We start from the raw sequence: 17,111 nt of genomic DNA on the forward strand, positions 1-17,111 counted from the left end.
CCGCCGCATCGTACACTGATGTCAAAACCATCAGGAGATCGCCATGCAATTCACCAAGCATGCGGAACTACAACGGGCGCTGGCCGACGCCGCGCCGGAGCTCGTCCTATCGCCATCATCGCTGCTGCCCGCAACGCCCTTGCCGGCCGCCGAGATCGCCGATGAGAACCTCAACATCGTGCGCCACAAGGACAGCGGCTGCATCCAGTTCGTGTTCCCAACCCAGACCGCGCCGATGCTGCTGGCGCCCATGCATCCCGCCGCCGGCCGCATGGACTGGATCAAGCAGGCCGCCCTGCGCGTGAGCGAGCGCATGACGCAGGGGATGGCCGAGACCATCGAAGCCCACAACAAGCTGGAGGCCTTGCTGAGCCTTCGCCACGGCTGGCGCCAGCCGGCGACGGCGGCCGAACTGGCGGCCTCGCGCGGGCGCAAGGTGCTGCTGCTGGTGCATGGCGTGTTCAGTTCCATCGAAGGCGCGTTCGACGACCTGGCGGCGGACGGCACCATGCAGCAGCTGCTGGCGCGCTACGACAACCAGGTGTTCGGCTACGACCACTGGACCATCGCCAAGACACCGCAGCAGAACGCGCTGGACCTGCTGTCGCACCTGCCGGCCGATGCCGGATGGGACGTCGACATCGTCTGCCACAGCCGCGGCGGACTGGTGGTGCGCTCGCTGCTGTCGACGGCGCCGCACGCGCAGGACGCCGTGCTGGCCGCCGTCGCAGCGCAGCGTGCGGGGCGTATCGCCAGCGTGGGCAAGGTGTTCTTTGTGGCGGCGGCCAACCAGGGTTCGCCGCTGGCGTCGCCGGAAGAGATCCAGCACTTCCTCAACGTGGCCGCGATGCTGGCCTCGTTCAGCGGCGGCATGGCCCTGGACCTGGTGATCGGGCTGGCGCGGATGGCGGTGTCGCTGGGCTTCGAACTGCCCAGCGTGGAGGCGCTGGCCAGCGGCTCGGCGCTGATCGCCCAGCTGGACCGGAGCGATTCACTGCTGGCCAGCGCCAGCACCTACTATGCGCGCGCGGATTTCGATTTCGGCCATTCGATGCTGGAGAAAGCGGGCACACTGATCAACCGCATGCTGCTGCAAGTCGATAACGACGTGGTGGTGCCCTACGACGGCGTACTGCTGCCCGAGGCGCAGGTGGCCGAGGCGCGCATGCTGACCTTCGGCACGCCGCAGCAAAAACAGTCCGAGGTCTGGCACACGGAATTCTTCAAGCAGCCCACCCTGCGCCAGTTCCTGGTCGAGCGCGGGGCCTGAGCGTCAGGCGGCGGCCTTGCGCCGGCGGCGGGCGTTCTTGGGATCGGCGATCAGCGGGCGGTAGATTTCAACGCGGTCATGCTCGCGCAGCACCGTGTCCAGCGTCTTCTTCTTGGCGTAGACCCCGACCTGCATGACCGCCAGGTCGATTTCCGGCGCCTCCTGCAGCACGCCGCTGATGGCGATGGCCTGCTCGATGGTCGTGCCCACAGGCACCCGCAGCGCGCGCAGGAACTGCACCGCGTCGCTGGCGTAGCAGACTTCGATGTTGAAGGTTTCAGCCGCCATACACTGTTTCCGCCCGTTTGCAGAAGGAATCGACCATGCTGTTGGCGATCATGCCGAACACCGGCCCCACCAGCTGCGCCAGCAAGGCGCTGGAGAACTCGTAGTGCAGGTCCAGCTCGATCTTGCAGGCATCCTCGCGCAGCGCCTTGAAGGTCCACACGCCGTCGAGGCACTTGAAAGGACCGTCCACCAGCCTCATCTTGATCTCGGTCGACGGCGTGTTCTCGTTGGAGGTGGTGAAGCTTTGCTTGACCCCGTGGTAGTTGATGCCGACGCTGGCCGTCACCGTATTGCCGTTACGTTCACGTATTTCGACACCACCGCACCACGGCAGGAACTTGGGATAGTCCTCGATCGCGGCGACCAGGTCGAACATCTGCTGGGCGCTGTATCCGAGGAAAACTGATTTGTGTACTACTGCCATAGGCTAACCATTTGCTATGATGTTGAATTATTCGCGTTTCTGTGCGCGAAGCAGTAGTTTAACCGATACCATCCCATGACCATAGCCGATAACAAAAAAGCCTTTTTTGACTACTTCATCGAAGACCGCTACGAAGCCGGCATCGTCCTCGAAGGTTGGGAAGTCAAGGCCATCCGCGACGCCCGCGTGCAGATCAAGGAAGCCTACGTCACCATCAAGGGCGACGAGCTGTTCCTGTTCGGCGCCCACATCAGCGCCCTGCCGACCGCGTCCACCCACATCAGCCCGGAAGCCGTGCGCACCCGCAAGCTGCTGCTGCACCGCCAGGAGATGGACAAGCTGATCAGCAAGGTCGAGCGCGCCGGCTACACGCTGGTGCCGCTGAACCTGCACTACAAGGGCGGCCGCGTCAAATGTGAAATCGGCCTGGCCAAGGGCAAGAAGATGCACGACAAGCGCGCCACCGAGAAGGATCGCGACGGCAAGCGCGAGGTCGCGGCCGCCATGAAGACCAACCGCCGCTGACCCGCCGCAGTGTTGCGCGCCCTGTACAAAACCCGGTCCCGCACCGGGTTTTTTATTACCCGACGAGTTTCTAATCAGAAACACCCGTGCTAAACTGGGAGAAGAATGATTTTACATTCGTGGCAGGCGCTTGCCGATTGCGCGCGCGGCCGCGAACCAGACGAGACTTTTGACGACGAGGCAATGATGGCGCTGAAAACTGCAATGGCTCTGGCAGCCGGTATCGTGCTCGCAGGCTGTGCGTCGCACTACACGCCGACCCCGCTGGCGGCGAACTTCCCCACCACCAAGCAGGCCAAGCTGCAGGCGGCTTACCACTGGGGTGTCATTTCCAACAACATCGAAAAAAGCATCGTCGCCGAGCTCAAGAAGAGCCCGCCCCGTCCGGTGTTCCTGAACGAGCCGCGCGACCCGAGCCCGTTCCAGCGCGCGCTGACCACCCAGCTGACCACCTCGCTGGTCAACGACGGCTACGTGGTGACGCGCTCGCCCGCCGGCTCGCTCAAGGTCGACATGGACGTGCAGGCCGTGACCTTCACCGCCAACCGTCCGCAATACCGCTACCACGGCGAGCGCGCCGCGCTGGCCACCGGGGTCTGGGTGCTGAGCGAGATCGAGGCGCCGCTGCTGGGCGGCGTGGCGGCCGGCGCCGCGGCCTGGGATTCCTACGACTGGTTCAACGCCCAGTTCGCACCGGGCGCGACGCCGCGCACCGAAATCATCGTCACCGTCTCGGTGTCCGACCAGTTCCGCTACGTGGCGCGCAACACCTCGGCCTATTACGTGGCCGACAGCGACCGCATCCTGTACGGCATCATCGATCCCGAGCCGGAGGAACCCAAACTGACCCGACTGTTCAAAGTCCGCGGAGACATGTAATGCCGAACCACCTTCTGACCCTGGCCCGCGCCTCCGTGCTGGCGCTGCCGCTGCTGCTGGGCGCCTGCTCCTCCACGCCCACCAAGGACGAGGGCAATTATTCGACCATCTCCTCCAACCAGTTCATCGACGCCAACTACAAGGCCGCCGACGCGCTGATGCACCAGCTCAACGGCAAGCTGATGGCCGACAAGCCGCTGATCATGGCCACCATCGTCAACATCGACGCGCTGGAGCAGACCACCACGCTGGGCCGGCTGGTGTCGGAGCAGCTGTCCACGCGCCTGGCGCAGGGCGGCCTGAGCATGCTGGAGATGAAGCTGCGTAACAGCGTCTACCTGAAGCGCAACCAAGGCGAGCTGATGCTCACCCGCGAGATCGGCGAGGTGGCCACCGCCCACAACGCGCAGGCCATCGTGGTCGGCTCGTATGCGGAGACGTCGGACATGGTGTTCATCAACATCAAGGTGATCCAGCCAAACACCAACTTCGTGCTGGCCGGACAGGATTATGTGCTGGCCAAGGAAGCCATCGTCCGCTCGATGCTGCAGCGGAATTGACCTACAACAGGCGCGGCAGCACTTCGCTGGCCGTGGCCTCCACTTTCAGGCCGATCAGCTCGTCCGCCCGGGTCTTGCCCAGGTTGACGGCGGCGATCGGCTTGCCGGTCGCGGCGGCCAGCTTGCAGAAGCGGTAGCCGGAAAACACCATCAGCGACGATCCCACCACCAGCAAGGCGTCGGCCTGTTCCATCAGGTCCAGCGCGGCTGCCGTGCGCGCCGGCGGGATGTTATCGCCGAAGAAGATCACGTCCGGCTGCAGGGTGCCGCCGCAGGCGTCGCAGCTGGGCATGCGAAAATCCTGCAGGGCGTCGAGCTCGATCTCGGCGTCGCCGTCGGGGCGCGCCTCGGGCACGATCTCGCCGCCCTCCCCGGCGCCGGCGTTGGCCAGCGCGGGGTTGGCCGCCGTCAGCCAGGCCTGGATGTCGGCGCGGCGGTGCAGCGCGCGGCAGTCCAGGCAGACCACGCCGTGGATATTGCCGTGCAGTTCGATCAATTTGCTGGTGCCGGCTCGCTGGTGCAGGCCGTCGACGTTCTGGGTGATCAGCGCATCGATGCGGCCGGCCGCCTCCAGCTGGGCCAGCGCCTGATGGCCGGCGTTGGGCGCGGCCTGGGCCAGCGTCGGCCAGCCGGCCATGCTGCGCGCCCAGTAGCGGCGCCGCACCGCCTCGGACTTGCGGAAGTCCGGTCCCTGGATGGGTGTGCGGCCGCGGCGCACGCCGTCCTTGTCGCGATAGTCGGGAATGCCGGAGGCGGTGCTCAGGCCGGCGCCGGTCAGCACCAGCACGCGCCGGTGGCGGTGCAGGAAACCGGCCAGGTGGTCAACTTGTTGGTTCAGATTCATAAGCGCCATGTTAGCCGAGAATCGCGGTGGTAGCATGGGAGCATAAAATTTCCCAACTTGTAGAACCGTTTTCGCTAGGCAAGGCATTAACGGGGGAAATGGAGGAGGACGGATGCAGCAAGAACGGGGCCGGAACGGCGGCCCGAACCCGGAAGCGGAAGAGGTGCGGCTGGTGGCCAGGATAGCGGCCGGGGACAAGCTCGCCTTCGAGGCGCTGTACCGGATTTATTTCCCGCGCCTGTCGCGCTTCATCGGCCGCATGGCGCGCAACGCGGCGCTGATCGAGGAAGTGGTCAATGACACCATGTTGGTGGTCTGGCAAAAGGCCGCCAGCTTCGACGGCACGTGCAAGGTATCGACCTGGGTCTTCGCGATCGCCTACCGCAAGACCTTGAAGGGCTTGAAGGCCAGCGACGAGCCGATGGAATCGGATGCGTCGCTGTACGAGGACGACAGCGGCAACCAGCCGGAGCAGACGATGAAGCGCCAGCAGTTGCAGCAGACCGTGGCCGAGGCGCTGGACCAGCTGCCCGCCGCGCAACGCGCTGTGATGGTGCTAACCTACTATCACGACATGGCTTACAGCGAAATCGCCGAGGTGGTGGAGTGTCCGCTGAACACGGTGAAGACCCGCATGTTCCATGCGCGGCACAGATTGAAGGACTTGTTGTGGAACGAAAGAGAGAGCAGCCAATGAACGGGCGCATCTTCAGAATGGATATCCCGGCCCATCAGGCGGTGCAGGAACTGCTGCCCTGGTACGCCAGCGAACAACTGGCGCCGGACGAGACGCAGCGCGTGCGCGAGCATCTGCAAACCTGCGCGCAATGCCGCCAGGACCTGGAATGGGAACGCGATATGCGGGCCGAGGCCGCCGCGTCGGACGCCTTGCCGCCTGGCCTGGACATGGAAGGCGCGCTGGCCCGGCTGATGCCGGCGCTGGGCGCACAGGAGCACGTCGCACCAGTAATGGTGACGGCGACGCCGGCCACGCCGGAAGCGGCGACGGCGGCAACGGCACCGGCCGCACCGGAAGCAGCGGCTGTGGCAACGGCACGGGCCGCACCGCAAGCCGCGACGACGGCAGCGGCGACAGAGGCACCCGCCGCCACGCCGGCAACGCCGCCTGTCGCGGCCGGAACGACGCAACGCGTGTCGTGGTGGCGCGCGGCGGCGGCCAACCAGCCTTCGTGGCTGCGCTGGACCGTGGCGGCGCAATGGGTGCTGATCATCGGCCTGGGCGCCCTGCTGCTGCGCCCGGACACCGACCCCGCTCCCTACCGCGTGCTCGGCTCGGCCGTCAGCAGCGGTGCCAACCTAGTGGTGATCTTCCAGCCAAACACCAGCGAGCGCGAGCTGCGCCATATCCTGCAGGCGCAAGGCGCGCGCGTGGTCGACGGTCCGACCGTCACCGACGCCTACCTGCTGCACGTGCCGCCAGCCAGCCGCGAGCGCGCGCTGGCCGCCTTGCACGCCGAGCCAGCCGTCCAGCTGGCCGAGGCCTTGGATGGAGGTACGCCGCCGTGAACACCTTCTGGCCACGCGTCGGCGCGGTGCTGGCCTGCCTGGCATGGCTGGCGGGGGCGCCGCTGGCCGCCGAAGCGCAGGCGGCCCCGCCGGACGGCGATGAAACGCTGCGCCCCGTGCCGGCCGCCAGCCACGATCCCGGCGAGCACACGCTGCTGGTGATGTTGCGCCTGCCCGCCACACACTTCCGCCCGGACGCCAGCTACGGCGGGCGCTACATCGACGACAGCGGCCGCGCCTCGCGCCGCCGCCGCGCCGAGGAGCTGGCGCGCCAGCACGGCCTGACGCTGGTGGACGACTGGCCGATGCCGGTGCTGGGCCTGGACTGCTATGTGATGCGCTACCCGGACCGGGAATCGCCCGAGCGCATCCTCGCCAACTTGGCGCGCGACCCGCAGGTGGAATGGGCGCAGCCGGTGGCCAGTTTCAACGGCATGGCGTCCACCCCGCCGGCGCCGGCCACCGAGACCGACGCGCTGTACCCGGTGCAGCCCGCCGGCCGCTACTGGCACGTGGCCGAGCTGCACCGCGAAACCACCGGCCGCGACATCAAGGTGGCCGTGATCGACAGCGGCATCGACGCCAGCCATCCCGACCTGCAGGGACAGCTGGCGGTCAACGCCAACTTCGTCGACGGCGGCGCCACGCCGGCCGAGAACCACGGCACCGCCGTGGCCGGCATCATCGCGGCGCGCGCCGGCAACGGCGGCATCCTCGGCGTGGCGCCGCAGGCAAAGCTGATGGGCCTGCGCGCCTGCTGGCAGCAGCCCGACCTGGCCACGCGCTGCAACAGCTTCACGCTCGGCAAGGCGATCAACTACGCCATCCTGAACGGCGCCCAGGTCATCAACCTCAGCCTGGCCGGGCCGCCGGACCGCCTGCTGGACCGGCTGCTGGACGTGGCGCTGGAGCGCGGCATCGGCGTGGTCGGCGCGATCGACGCCAAGGCCGCCGGGCCGGCCTTCCCGGCCAACCATCGCGGCGTGCTGGCGGTGGCCTCGCAGCCGGCCCGCGGCACGGCCGCGCCAGCGGCCGGCAGCGAAGCCGATCCCGCGCTGCTCGCGCCCGGCAACGACATCCCGACCACGGCGCCCGGCGGGCGCTGGTCCTTCGTCAGCGGCAGCTCGTACGCGGCGGCGCACGTGAGCGGCATGCTGGCGCTGATGGCGCAGCTGCAGCCGAAGGCCACGCCAACCCAGTTGCGGCGGCTGCTGCAACCGGGCGATGCGCTGAACACTGTTAATATTGACGCATGCGCAACCATATCCCGCCTGCTCCACCATTGCAGCTGTTCCTGCACCGCCAATCTCACGCAACGCGGCGTGGGGCCGTGACGCTACGCACCGCCGCCGTCGCCTGTTTAGCCCTGCTGCCATTCGTGCCGTGGCAGTCCGCCGTCGCACAAGCCGACTTCAGCGGCAGTGTCGCGCTGCAATCGGATTACCGCTACCGTGGCCAGTCGCTGGGCGACGGCCGGCCGTCGCCGCAACTCACGCTCAACCTCGATAGCGCCAGCGGCTGGTACGGCGGCGTGTTCGCCGCCGGCACCTCGATCGGCGACGTGCGCGGCGCCAAGCTGCAGGCCTACGGCGGCTATGCGCTGCGGCTGCGCTCTGGCTGGAGCGTGGAGGCCGGCTGCAGCCGCGCCACCTACACCCAGCTGCATTCGGCCGACTACAACGAGTGCTACGCCGGCGCGTCGGGCGAGCGCCTGACCACGCGGCTGTACTACTCGCCGCGCTATTTCGGCGGCCCGGCGCGCGCGCTGTACGGCGAGGTCAACGTGTTCTACCCAATCCCCCCCAGCGTCAACCTGATCGCCCACGCGGGCCTGCTGCGCACGCTGCGCGGGCGGGATTGGCCCGCCACGCCGGCCAGTTCGCGCTACGACCTCAAGCTGGGCGCCAGCCTCCCGTTCGGCAACTGGAGCGTGCAACTGGCGCGCGAGTACACGCGCGACGATGGCATCGGCTACTCCTATGTCCCGCAGCGGCCCAGCCAGGCCTGGGTGCTGAGCACAAACTACGCCTTTTAAAAAAAGGGAACCGCGCGGCGCCGGCCGGGAATCCACGGGATATCCACCCTGATCCCGAAAGGAACCGCCATGCATACCCGCACACTCACCGCCGTGGCCGCGCTGGCCCTGTCCGCCTGCGGAGGCGGCGGCTACGACACGCCGATGGCCCCGCCCCCGGTCGTCATGCCGCCGGTCGCCACCCTGTTCAATGTCAGCAAGCTGGTCGGCGACACCGCCGGCAGCGCCGCCCAGACCGACGCCAAACTGGTCAACGCCTGGGGCATCGCCTTCAATCCCACCGGCTTCGTCTGGGTCGCCAACAACGGCAGCGCGACGTCGACGCTGTACGACGGCAACGGCGTGCCGCAAGCGCTGGTGGTCGCCACGCCGCCGGCGCCGACCGGCATCGTCTACAACGGCAGCGCCGACTTCCGCGCCAGCCCCTTCCTGTTCGCCACCGAGAGCGGCAAGATCGCCGCCTGGTCGCCCACCGCCGACCGCACCAACGCCCCGGCGGTGGTGGACGGCGCCGCCGCGCAGGCGGTCTACAAGGGCCTGGCCATCGCCACCTGGAACAACGCCCACTATCTGTACGCGGCGGACTTCCACAACAACCGCGTCGACGTCTTCGACGCCAACTTCAACAAGGTGGCGCTGGCCGGCGCCTTCCGCGACCCGGCGCTGCCGGCCAACTACGCGCCGTTCGGCATCCAGGCCATCGGCGACCGCATCTACATCGCCTACGCCCAGCGCGAGAGCGGCGGCGACGACGAGGTGGCCGGCGCCGGCCTGGGCGCGGTCGACGTGTTCGACACCGGCGGCAACCTGCTCAAGCAACTGGCGATGGGCGGCGCGCTGAACGCGCCCTGGGGCATGGCGCTGGCGCCGTCCAACTTCGGCACCTTCAGCGGCAAACTGCTGGTCGGGAATTTCGGCGACGGCAGGATCAACGCCTATGACACCGCCAGCGGCGCCATGGCCGGCACGCTATCCAAGGCCGACGGCGGCGCCATCGCGATCGACGGCTTGTGGGGCATCGCTTTCGGGCCCGGCGTCAACAGCCAGCCCACCAACACGCTGTTCTTCGCGGCCGGGCCGGGCGATGAAACGCACGGGCTGTACGGCCGCATCGATATGCGCTAACGCCACAGCCATGCGGCTTTCAAATCGTCCATGACAAAAAAAGCTCGCCAAAAAGAGATTCATGAATTACAATGCTCTTGTCTTTCGGGAAATATAAGTTTCTAATAACCAACATCACGGGGAATCACAAGAATGCATATCAAAAATCTGATCAAATCCGCCGCGCTCGTCGCCCTGCTGTCTGGCGCCAACGCCTTCGCCGCGCCAGTCGAACTGCTGGTCAACGGCAGCTTTGAAGCCAACCACCAGTCGGCCAACACCTGGGCCAATTACGCCAACCTGACCGGCTGGACCGGCGGTGAGCACGGCATCGAGCTGCGCAACAATGTCGCCGGCAGCGCCGCCCAGGGCGTGAACTTCGTCGAGCTGGACACCAACAAGAACAGCAGCATGTTCCAGTCCGTGCAGACCGTGCTCGGCCAGCACTACACGCTGTCGTTCCAGTTCGAGAACCGTCCGGGTGTGGCGCTCTCGTCGCAGGGCCTGTCGGTGGACTGGGGTGGTGCCGAAATCGCCCACGTCAACAACTCGTTGAACGGCGCTTGGGAAACCCGCACCTACTCGCTGATCGGCAACGGCAGCGCGATGAAGCTGAAGTTCATCGCCACCGGCACTTCGGACAGCTACGGCACCTCGCTGGACAACGTTTCGCTGACCACCGCCGTGCCTGAGCCGGAAACCTATGCCATGATGCTGGCGGGCCTGGGCCTGGTCGGTGTGGTGGCGCGCCGTCGCAAGGCCGCCAAGTAATCCGGACGCACGTCCATCAAAAAACGCCCTTCGGGGCGTTTTTTCATTTCAGGCGCTGATCCGTCCGCGCAGCGCTTCGACCGAGGCGCGCCATTCGGCGTAGTGTTCGCTGTCGGCCCACAGCTCGCGCAACTCCGATTGATCCGACAGGATGCGCTCGATGGCGCGGCCGGCCTTCTCCGCCAGGTCGGTGCGCGCGCGGGCCTTGGCCTTGCGCGCGTCGACCCACTCGTCGACCGCCGCGCTGTCCTCGCCGCGCTCGCCGCCCTTGCCCTGCAGCCGCGCCAGCACTTCCACCGCCACCAGCGCCTCGGCCGCGAACGGCGCTTCGAGCATCTCGCCGGGATGTTCCAGCGCCACGTCCAGCGTGTTTTCCACCGCCTCCAGATTGCTGGTCTGCGCCAGGTCTTCGGCCCAATCCTGCGCGTAGTCGTTGCCGAACGCGTCCACCGCCCATGTACCCATCGCTGCTCCTATATTATTTCGTCCGGCATTTTATCAGCGCACCTGCCGCCGGTCAGCCCTTGACGATGGCCTTGGCCGCCGGTCCGTCCTTCTGCGATTTGACCACCTGCATGGCGGTCGCGATCAAGCCGCTCATCTCGCCCAGGTTGGCCGGGATGATGATGGAGTTGTTGGTCTTGGCCAGCTGCGAGAAGGCGCCCACGTACTGCTCGGCCACCTTGAGGTTGACGGCGTCCTCGCCGCCCGGCTCGCGGATTGCCGCGCCCACCTGGCGCAGCGCGGCGGCGTTGGCCTCGGCCAGCGCGACGATGGCGGCGGCTTGGCCCTGCGCGCGGTTGATGGCGGCCTGCTTGTCGCCCTCCGAGCGGGCGATCTGCGCCTCGCGCTCGCCGCTGGCGATGTTGATCTGCTCCTGCTTGCGGCCCTCGGAGGCGGCGATCAGCGCGCGCTTTTCGCGCTCGGCGGTGATCTGCGCCTGCATCGCGTGCAGGATCTCCTTCGGCGGCGTCAAATCCTTGATCTCGTAGCGCAGCACCTTCACGCCCCAGTTGGCGGCCGATTCGTCGATGGCGTTGACGATGGCGGTGTTGATATGGTCGCGCTCCTCAAAGGTCTTGTCGAGCTCCATGCGGCCGATCACCGAGCGCAGCGTGGTCTGCGCCAGCTGCGTGATGGCGGAGATGTAATTGGAAGAGCCGTACGAGGCGCGCATGGCGTCGGTGATCTGGAAGTACAGGATGCCGTCCACCTGCAGCTGGGTGTTGTCCTTGGTGATGCAGACCTGTGGCGGCACGTCGAGCGGGATCTCCTTGAGCACGTGCTTGTAGGCGACGCGGTCGACAAAGGGGATCACGATGTTCAGGCCGGGGCCCAGCGTGGCGTGGTATTTGCCGAGCCGCTCGACCACCCACGCGTGCTGCTGCGGCACGACGTTGATGGTCTTGAACACGAACACCAGGGCCAGGATGAAAATGATGAAGGTGACATTGCCGAAGCTGATATCCATAAAACTCTCCAGTGGGTGAATCTCAAGCCGCCACGATCAGGCGGCTGCCGCGTACTTCACGTATCTTGTACTGCCCCGGCGCCGGCGTCGCGCCCGGCGCCAGTTCGACATCCCACAGCGCGCCGCGGTACATCACGCGCGCCGCGCCGTCGTGCCAGGCCGGCACGTGGACGGTCTGGCCGATGTCCATGTTGACGTTGGGGTCGTGCTCGGCGCGGGTGCGGTTGACCAGCTTGCCGAAGCGGCTGCGCCGCAGCAGCATGGTGGCGCCGATGCCCACCACGGCGGCGAACAGCGTCTGCAACGCCATGCCGAAGCCCAGCGCCGCCGCCAGCGCGCCCGACACCAGCCCGATGGCGATCATCAGCAGATAGAACGTGCCGCTGAACAGTTCCAGGATCACGGTAACGCCGGCGGCCATCAACCAAAAACTCCAGTCAGCCATGATGCACTCCTCTCAGGTTTGAAAATGCAAAAACCCCCGCGTCCCGGTGCGGGCTGCGAGGGTTTTTGCTGCAAGGCGTATGGTATTGATAGTGTTATTTACAACTCAATTCGATAACTCCAGTCTAAACCAAAATACGCCCGCGTCAACACTTTATTACTTTTGCAGGGCTGCCAGCTTCTGCCAGGTGTCGATCACCGAGTCCGGGTTCAGCGACATCGATTCGATGCCCTGCTCCATCAGCCAGACCGCGAAGTCCGGATGGTCGGAAGGACCCTGGCCGCAGATGCCGATGTACTTGCCGCGCGCGCGGCAAGCCTTGATCGCCAGCGCCAGCAAGGCTTTGACGGCCGGATCGCGCTCGTCGAAGTCCGCCGCCAGCAGCGCCATGCCGGAATCGCGGTCCAGGCCCAGGGTCAGCTGGGTCAGGTCGTTGGAACCGATGGAGAAGCCGTCGAAGTGGTCGAGGAACTGATCGGCCAGCAGCGCGTTCGATGGCACTTCGCACATCATGATCAGGCGCAGGTCGTTCTCGCCGCGTACCAGGCCGTTCTTGGCCAGCAGGTCTACGACCTTCTCGGCCTGGCCCAGCGTGCGCACGAACGGCACCATGATCTCGACGTTGGTCAGGCCCATGTCGTTACGCACGCGCTTCATGGCCTGGCATTCCATTTCGAACGCACCGGCAAAATCGGCCGCCAGGTAGCGCGCCGCGCCGCGGAAGCCCAGCATCGGGTTTTCCTCGTCCGGCTCGTAGCGCGAACCGCCGATCAGCTTCTTGTACTCGTTGGACTTGAAGTCCGACAGGCGCACGATGACAGGCTTCGGCCAGAAGGCGGCGGCGATGGTCGCCACGCCTTCGGCCAGTTTGTCGACGTAGAAGGCTTTCGGCGAGGCGTGGCCGCGCGCGACCGACTCCACGGCCTTTTTCAGGTCGGCGTCGATGTTCGGATATTCGAGGATCGCCTTCGGGTGCACGCCGATGTTGTTGTTGATGATGAACTCAAGACGCGCCAGGCCAACGCCGCCGTTCGGCACCGACTGGAAGTCGAAGGCCAGCTGCGGATTGCCGACGTTGAGCATGATCTTGGTGGCCAGCTTTGGCAGCTCGCCGCGCGACACTTCGGACACTTCGGTTTCCAGCAGGCCGTCGTAGATCTTGCCCTCGTCGCCTTCGGCGCAGGACACGGTGACGAAGGTGCCGTCCTTCAGCACTTCGGTGGCGTCGCCGCAGCCGACCACCGCGGGCACGCCCAGTTCACGGGCGATGATCGCCGCGTGGCAGGTGCGTCCGCCGCGGTTGGTGACGATGGCCGAGGCGCGCTTCATCACCGGTTCCCAGTTAGGGTCGGTCATGTCGGCGACCAGCACGTCGCCTGGCTGCACGCGTTCCATGTCGGCCGGGTCGTGGATCACGCGCACCGGACCGGCGCCGATCTTCTGGCCGATGGCGCGGCCGGAGGCCAGCACCGTGCCGGTGGACTTGAGCTTGAAGCGCTGCTGCACGTCGGTCGCCTTCTGCTGCGACTTCACGGTTTCAGGACGCGCCTGCAGGATGTACAGCTTGCCGTCGCGGCCATCCTTGCCCCACTCGATGTCCATCGGACGGCCGTAGTGGTTCTCGATGATGACGGCGTACTTGGCCAGTTCCACCACTTCGGCGTCGTTCAGCGAGTAGCGGTTGCGCATTTCGACCGGAACATCCACGGTCTTGACCGAACGGCCAGCCTTGGCTTCGTTGGTGAACTCCATCTTCAGCAGCTTGGAGCCGATATTGCGGCGGATGACCGGCGATTTGCCTTTTTCCAGCATCGGTTTGTGGACATAGAACTCGTCCGGATTGACCGCGCCCTGCACCACCGTCTCGCCAAGGCCATAGCTGGAGGTGACGAACACCACGTCCTTGAAGCCGGACTCGGTGTCGATGGTGAACATCACACCGGCCGCGCCCAGGTCGGAACGGACCATGCGCTGCACGCCGGCCGACAGCGCCACTTCAGCGTGGGTGAAGCCCTTGTGCACGCGGTAGGAGATGGCGCGGTCGTTGTACAGCGACGCGAACACGTGTTTCATCGCGTCGAGCACGTTCTCGATGCCGACCACGTTGAGGAAGGTTTCCTGCTGACCGGCGAACGAAGCGTCCGGCAAGTCTTCGGCGGTGGCCGAGGAGCGCACGGCGAACGACATCTCGGTGCTGGAATCGGCCACCAGCTGGTGGTAGAACGTCTCGATTTCCTGCTGCAGACGTGGCTGGAACGGGGTTTCGACGATCCATTGACGGATCTCGGCGCCCGCTTGCGCCAGCGCGCGCACGTCGTCGATGTTCAGATCGGCGAGGCGGTCGGCGATGCGGTCGGCCAACGGCTTGCCGCCGTCGACGCTGTGCGACAGGAAGTCGCGGAAAGCCTGGGCCGTGGTGGCGAAGCCGCCCGGAACCCGCACGCCGGCGCCGGCCAGCTGGCTGATCATTTCGCCTAATGAGGCGTTTTTACCGCCGACGGATTCGACGTCCGTCATGCGTAAATGTTCGAACGATGCGACGTATACCGCTCCGTTACTCTGCTCCTTCAATGCTGCGTTGGACATAATGACACCTTTTTGATGATAGAAATCTTCCAGCGAGGCGCAGACTTTGTTTCTTGTTATTCTGGTCGTCGTGCAGCACAATCTTACCTATGGCGCCCATTCTACAGCCTGCGGCCCAAATTGACGATTCACAATAACGACAGGCCAACATTACATGACACTAGAACAACGTCCTCCCCTGCCCACGGTGGCCCGCACGGTCTTCTTCGTTTCCGACGGCACCGGCATCACGGCAGAAACCTTTGGTCACTCGGTATTGACCCAATTCGAGTTGCGTTTCCGCCAAATCCGCCTGCCATTCATCGATACACTTGATAAAGCGCACGACGCGGTACGCAAGATCAACGAGGCGTTTGAAACCGATGGTCAACGTCCGATCATCTTCTCGACCTTGGTCAAGACCGAGCTGTCCGACGTGATCCGCCACTGCAAGGGCATGTATATGGACATGTTCCAGACTTTTGTTGCGCCGTTGGAACAAGAGTTGGGCGCCAAGTCGACCCACACCATCGGCCGCTCGCACAACATCGTCGACAGCGAGGAGTACAAGAACCGCATCGAGGCGATCAATTTCTCGCTGGCGCACGACGATGGCCAGTCGCACAAGAACCTGTCGTCGGCGGACGTGATCCTGGTGGGCGTGTCGCGCTCGGGCAAGACGCCGACCAGCTTGTACCTGGCGATGCAGTACGGGATCAAGGCGGCCAACTATCCGCTGATCCCGGACGATTTCGAGCGCGGCAAGCTGCCGTCGTCGCTGTACGAGTTCAAGTCCAAGATCTTCGGCCTGACCATCACGCCGGAACGCCTGTCCGAGATCCGCAACGAGCGGCGCGCCGGCAGCAAGTACGCGGCGCTGGAAAACTGCCGCTACGAGGTCAACGAGGCCGAGATGATGATGAAGCGCGAAGGCATCCGCTGGCTGTCCTCGACCACCAAGTCAATCGAAGAGATCTCCACCACCATCCTGCAGGAGATCAAGCCTAACCGGCGCGAGTACTGAAATGCGGCCGACGGTGCGGCTGATGACGCGGCTGATCGCGCGGCCTGTGGCGCTGCTGGCGGCGCTCGCGCTGGCATCGGCGGCGTGGGCGCAGTCCGGCCCGCCGCAGTCCACCGCCTTCGTGCACGTCAACGTGGCGCCGATGGACAGCGATCACGTGCTGCGCGACCAGACGGTGCTGGTCAAGGACGGCCGCATCGAGGCGGTCGGTGCGGCGCTGGCCACGCCGGCCGGCTACCGCGTCGTCGACGGCCACGGCACGGCCTGGGTTTCGCCCGGCCTGGCCGACATGCACACCCACTCCGAAACCCGCGACGACCTGGCGCTATACCTGTCCAAGGGCGTGACCACGCTGCTCAACATGGGCGGCGCCCGCCCCAACCTGGTCGACAGCATCATACCGGCGGTGGCGCGCGGCGCCCTGCCCGGCCCTCACGTCTATGCCAGCCTGATGGTCGACGGCACGCCGGACTACAACGGCCTGCAGGTGAAGACGCCGGCGCAGGCGCGCGCGGTGGTCGATCTGGCCGCCGCCAACGGCTATGACTACATCAAGGTTTATACGGGACTGGCGCCGGAGGTGTTCGGCGCATTGGCCGACGCGGGCCGCGCCCAGCACATGCCGCTGGTGGGCCACGGCGTGACGGCCGTGCGGCTGGAGCGCCAGCTGGCGCAAGGCCAGGTGATGGTCGCCCATCTGGAGGAATTCTTTTATACGTTTTTCACGCCGGCCGGCGCGCAGGAAACCGACGTGCCGCCCGATGAGTCGCGCATCCCGGAGGCGGTGGCGCTGGCCAGGCGCCACGGCGCGGCGGTGATCGCCGACGTGGTGACCTACCACGCCATCGCCAGCCAGATCGGCCATCCCGAGGTGGTACGCGCCTTCCTGACCGCGCCGGAGACCGCGTACCTTTCGCCGTCCGACATGCAGGCCTGGCGCCGCAGCGGCTACGCCGGCAAGTCGGCGCGGCTGGAGGCCAAGCTGGCCTTCCTGCGCAAGCTGGCCAAGGCGATGGCCGATGGCGGCGTCGAGCTGTTGTCCGGCACCGACGCGCCATCCATCCCCGGCCTGGTGCCGGGCTACTCGCTGCACGACAATCTGGCCGAACTGGAAGGCTCGCACCTGAGCCGCTACCAGGCGCTGGCGACGGCCACCAGCGCACCGGGAGCCTTCATCGCCCGTACCAAGGGTGGCGTGCCGTTCGGCCAGGTGGTGGCCGGCTATCGCGCCGACCTGCTGCTGACCGAGCACAATCCGCTCGACGGCCTGTCGACCTTGCGCGCGCCCTTGGGCGTGATGGCCGAGGGACGCTGGTACGACCGGCCGGCGCTGGCCGCGCTACAAGCCGGCGTGCGCGCCAACTACCGGCCAGACTAGG

General features: G+C 66.1%; 19 protein-coding genes. 12 read left to right on the forward strand and 7 right to left on the reverse strand.

Annotated elements, in window-relative coordinates; all coding sequences use genetic code 11:
- Positions 1–43 precede the first annotated feature (43 nt).
- Positions 44–1,270 (forward strand): esterase/lipase family protein, encoded by a 1,227-nt coding sequence (locus tag ACUJB0_RS04015; protein WP_444844113.1) that lies wholly within the window; start codon positions 44–46, stop codon positions 1,268–1,270.
- Positions 1,271–1,273: 3 nt separating this feature from the next.
- Here the strand turns inward: ACUJB0_RS04015 and ACUJB0_RS04020 are convergent, their stop codons facing one another.
- The gene (locus ACUJB0_RS04020) at positions 1,274–1,558 is read right to left on the reverse strand and encodes an RnfH family protein (RefSeq protein ID WP_161099717.1); all 285 of its coding nucleotides are present in this window, start codon (positions 1,556–1,558) and stop codon (positions 1,274–1,276) included.
- Positions 1,548–1,982, reverse strand: coding sequence for a type II toxin-antitoxin system RatA family toxin (locus ACUJB0_RS04025; protein WP_444844114.1), 435 nt, complete (start codon positions 1,980–1,982; stop codon positions 1,548–1,550). The genes ACUJB0_RS04020 and ACUJB0_RS04025 overlap by 11 nt, the downstream gene beginning before the upstream one ends.
- Before the next feature lie 75 nt (positions 1,983–2,057).
- Between ACUJB0_RS04025 and smpB the strand changes: the two genes are divergently transcribed.
- From smpB to ACUJB0_RS04040, 3 genes are all read left to right on the forward strand, one after another.
- A complete protein-coding gene (gene smpB / locus ACUJB0_RS04030; RefSeq protein WP_161099718.1) occupies positions 2,058–2,507 on the forward strand; it encodes an SsrA-binding protein SmpB in 450 nt (149 codons plus the stop codon).
- A 105-nt stretch (positions 2,508–2,612) separates the two neighbouring features.
- The gene (locus ACUJB0_RS04035) at positions 2,613–3,386 is read left to right on the forward strand and encodes a hypothetical protein (protein ID WP_444844115.1); all 774 of its coding nucleotides are present in this window, start codon (positions 2,613–2,615) and stop codon (positions 3,384–3,386) included.
- Complete coding sequence (locus ACUJB0_RS04040) at positions 3,386–3,946, forward strand: FlgO family outer membrane protein (protein ID WP_117011297.1); 561 nt, start codon at positions 3,386–3,388, stop codon at positions 3,944–3,946. Before ACUJB0_RS04035 ends, ACUJB0_RS04040 begins: the two co-directional genes overlap by 1 nt.
- 1 nt (position 3,947) lies before the next feature.
- On the opposite strand, the gene ACUJB0_RS04045 is transcribed toward ACUJB0_RS04040, so the two are convergent.
- Positions 3,948–4,799 (reverse strand): NAD-dependent protein deacetylase, encoded by an 852-nt coding sequence (locus ACUJB0_RS04045; protein WP_444844116.1) that lies wholly within the window; start codon positions 4,797–4,799, stop codon positions 3,948–3,950.
- Between the two features lie 103 nt (positions 4,800–4,902).
- Between ACUJB0_RS04045 and ACUJB0_RS04050 the strand changes: the two genes are divergently transcribed.
- From ACUJB0_RS04050 to ACUJB0_RS04075, 6 genes are all read left to right on the forward strand, one after another.
- A complete protein-coding gene (locus tag ACUJB0_RS04050; RefSeq protein WP_444844117.1) occupies positions 4,903–5,487 on the forward strand; it encodes an RNA polymerase sigma factor in 585 nt (194 codons plus the stop codon).
- Entirely contained in the window at positions 5,484–6,317 is an 834-nt protein-coding gene (locus tag ACUJB0_RS04055; protein WP_444844118.1) for a zf-HC2 domain-containing protein, read from the forward strand. Before ACUJB0_RS04050 ends, ACUJB0_RS04055 begins: the two co-directional genes overlap by 4 nt.
- The gene (locus tag ACUJB0_RS04060; RefSeq protein ID WP_444844119.1) at positions 6,314–7,651 is read left to right on the forward strand and encodes a S8 family peptidase; all 1,338 of its coding nucleotides are present in this window, start codon (positions 6,314–6,316) and stop codon (positions 7,649–7,651) included. The genes ACUJB0_RS04055 and ACUJB0_RS04060 overlap by 4 nt, the downstream gene beginning before the upstream one ends.
- The gene (locus ACUJB0_RS04065; protein ID WP_444844120.1) at positions 7,648–8,352 is read left to right on the forward strand and encodes a TorF family putative porin; all 705 of its coding nucleotides are present in this window, start codon (positions 7,648–7,650) and stop codon (positions 8,350–8,352) included. The genes ACUJB0_RS04060 and ACUJB0_RS04065 overlap by 4 nt, the downstream gene beginning before the upstream one ends.
- A 69-nt stretch (positions 8,353–8,421) precedes the next feature.
- The gene (locus ACUJB0_RS04070; RefSeq protein WP_444844121.1) at positions 8,422–9,477 is read left to right on the forward strand and encodes a TIGR03118 family protein; all 1,056 of its coding nucleotides are present in this window, start codon (positions 8,422–8,424) and stop codon (positions 9,475–9,477) included.
- Positions 9,478–9,609: 132 nt separating this feature from the next.
- Positions 9,610–10,227, forward strand: a complete 618-nt coding sequence (locus ACUJB0_RS04075; RefSeq protein ID WP_444844122.1) for an FxDxF family PEP-CTERM protein — start codon at positions 9,610–9,612, stop codon at positions 10,225–10,227.
- A gap of 48 nt (positions 10,228–10,275) precedes the next feature.
- On the opposite strand, the gene ACUJB0_RS04080 is transcribed toward ACUJB0_RS04075, so the two are convergent.
- The 4 genes from ACUJB0_RS04080 to ppsA all read right to left on the reverse strand — a co-directional run bounded on the left by ACUJB0_RS04080 (position 10,276) and on the right by ppsA (position 14,729).
- Positions 10,276–10,692, reverse strand: a complete 417-nt coding sequence (locus ACUJB0_RS04080; protein WP_444844123.1) for a DUF4259 domain-containing protein — start codon at positions 10,690–10,692, stop codon at positions 10,276–10,278.
- A 52-nt stretch (positions 10,693–10,744) separates the two neighbouring features.
- Positions 10,745–11,698 (reverse strand): SPFH domain-containing protein, encoded by a 954-nt coding sequence (locus tag ACUJB0_RS04085; protein WP_161084821.1) that lies wholly within the window; start codon positions 11,696–11,698, stop codon positions 10,745–10,747.
- A gap of 22 nt (positions 11,699–11,720) precedes the next feature.
- Positions 11,721–12,143 carry an NfeD family protein gene (locus ACUJB0_RS04090; protein ID WP_444844124.1) on the reverse strand — a complete coding sequence of 141 codons (423 nt, stop codon included), beginning with the start codon at positions 12,141–12,143 and terminating at the stop codon, positions 11,721–11,723.
- 156 nt (positions 12,144–12,299) lie between these two features.
- The gene (ppsA, locus tag ACUJB0_RS04095) at positions 12,300–14,729 is read right to left on the reverse strand and encodes a phosphoenolpyruvate synthase (protein WP_444844125.1); all 2,430 of its coding nucleotides are present in this window, start codon (positions 14,727–14,729) and stop codon (positions 12,300–12,302) included.
- 154 nt (positions 14,730–14,883) lie between these two features.
- Here ppsA and ppsR point away from each other — a divergent pair, with 154 nt between their 5' ends.
- Together ppsR and ACUJB0_RS04105 are read left to right on the forward strand one after the other, a co-directional pair.
- Positions 14,884–15,732 (forward strand): posphoenolpyruvate synthetase regulatory kinase/phosphorylase PpsR, encoded by an 849-nt coding sequence (gene ppsR, locus ACUJB0_RS04100; RefSeq protein ID WP_161091794.1) that lies wholly within the window; start codon positions 14,884–14,886, stop codon positions 15,730–15,732.
- 22 nt (positions 15,733–15,754) lie between these two features.
- Positions 15,755–17,110 (forward strand): amidohydrolase family protein, encoded by a 1,356-nt coding sequence (locus ACUJB0_RS04105; RefSeq protein ID WP_444844126.1) that lies wholly within the window; start codon positions 15,755–15,757, stop codon positions 17,108–17,110.
- Position 17,111: the final 1 nt, after the last annotated feature.

Source organism: Duganella caerulea, assembly GCF_040362985.1.
Classification (GTDB): domain Bacteria; phylum Pseudomonadota; class Gammaproteobacteria; order Burkholderiales; family Burkholderiaceae_D; genus Rugamonas; species Rugamonas vulcania.

Coding starts and splice junctions, on each gene's coding strand:
- ACUJB0_RS04015 (WP_444844113.1), top strand. CDS start 44: ATGCAATTCACCAAGCATGCGGAACTACAACGGGCGCTGGCCGACGCC.
- ACUJB0_RS04020 (WP_161099717.1), bottom strand. CDS start 1,558: ATGGCGGCTGAAACCTTCAACATCGAAGTCTGCTACGCCAGCGACGCG.
- ACUJB0_RS04025 (WP_444844114.1), bottom strand. CDS start 1,982: ATGGCAGTAGTACACAAATCAGTTTTCCTCGGATACAGCGCCCAGCAG.
- smpB (WP_161099718.1), top strand. CDS start 2,058: ATGACCATAGCCGATAACAAAAAAGCCTTTTTTGACTACTTCATCGAA.
- ACUJB0_RS04035 (WP_444844115.1), top strand. CDS start 2,613: ATGATTTTACATTCGTGGCAGGCGCTTGCCGATTGCGCGCGCGGCCGC.
- ACUJB0_RS04040 (WP_117011297.1), top strand. CDS start 3,386: ATGCCGAACCACCTTCTGACCCTGGCCCGCGCCTCCGTGCTGGCGCTG.
- ACUJB0_RS04045 (WP_444844116.1), bottom strand. CDS start 4,799: ATGGCGCTTATGAATCTGAACCAACAAGTTGACCACCTGGCCGGTTTC.
- ACUJB0_RS04050 (WP_444844117.1), top strand. CDS start 4,903: ATGCAGCAAGAACGGGGCCGGAACGGCGGCCCGAACCCGGAAGCGGAA.
- ACUJB0_RS04055 (WP_444844118.1), top strand. CDS start 5,484: ATGAACGGGCGCATCTTCAGAATGGATATCCCGGCCCATCAGGCGGTG.
- ACUJB0_RS04070 (WP_444844121.1), top strand. CDS start 8,422: ATGCATACCCGCACACTCACCGCCGTGGCCGCGCTGGCCCTGTCCGCC.
- ACUJB0_RS04075 (WP_444844122.1), top strand. CDS start 9,610: ATGCATATCAAAAATCTGATCAAATCCGCCGCGCTCGTCGCCCTGCTG.
- ACUJB0_RS04080 (WP_444844123.1), bottom strand. CDS start 10,692: ATGGGTACATGGGCGGTGGACGCGTTCGGCAACGACTACGCGCAGGAT.
- ACUJB0_RS04085 (WP_161084821.1), bottom strand. CDS start 11,698: ATGGATATCAGCTTCGGCAATGTCACCTTCATCATTTTCATCCTGGCC.
- ACUJB0_RS04090 (WP_444844124.1), bottom strand. CDS start 12,143: ATGGCTGACTGGAGTTTTTGGTTGATGGCCGCCGGCGTTACCGTGATC.
- ppsA (WP_444844125.1), bottom strand. CDS start 14,729: ATGTCCAACGCAGCATTGAAGGAGCAGAGTAACGGAGCGGTATACGTC.
- ppsR (WP_161091794.1), top strand. CDS start 14,884: ATGACACTAGAACAACGTCCTCCCCTGCCCACGGTGGCCCGCACGGTC.
- ACUJB0_RS04105 (WP_444844126.1), top strand. CDS start 15,755: ATGACGCGGCTGATCGCGCGGCCTGTGGCGCTGCTGGCGGCGCTCGCG.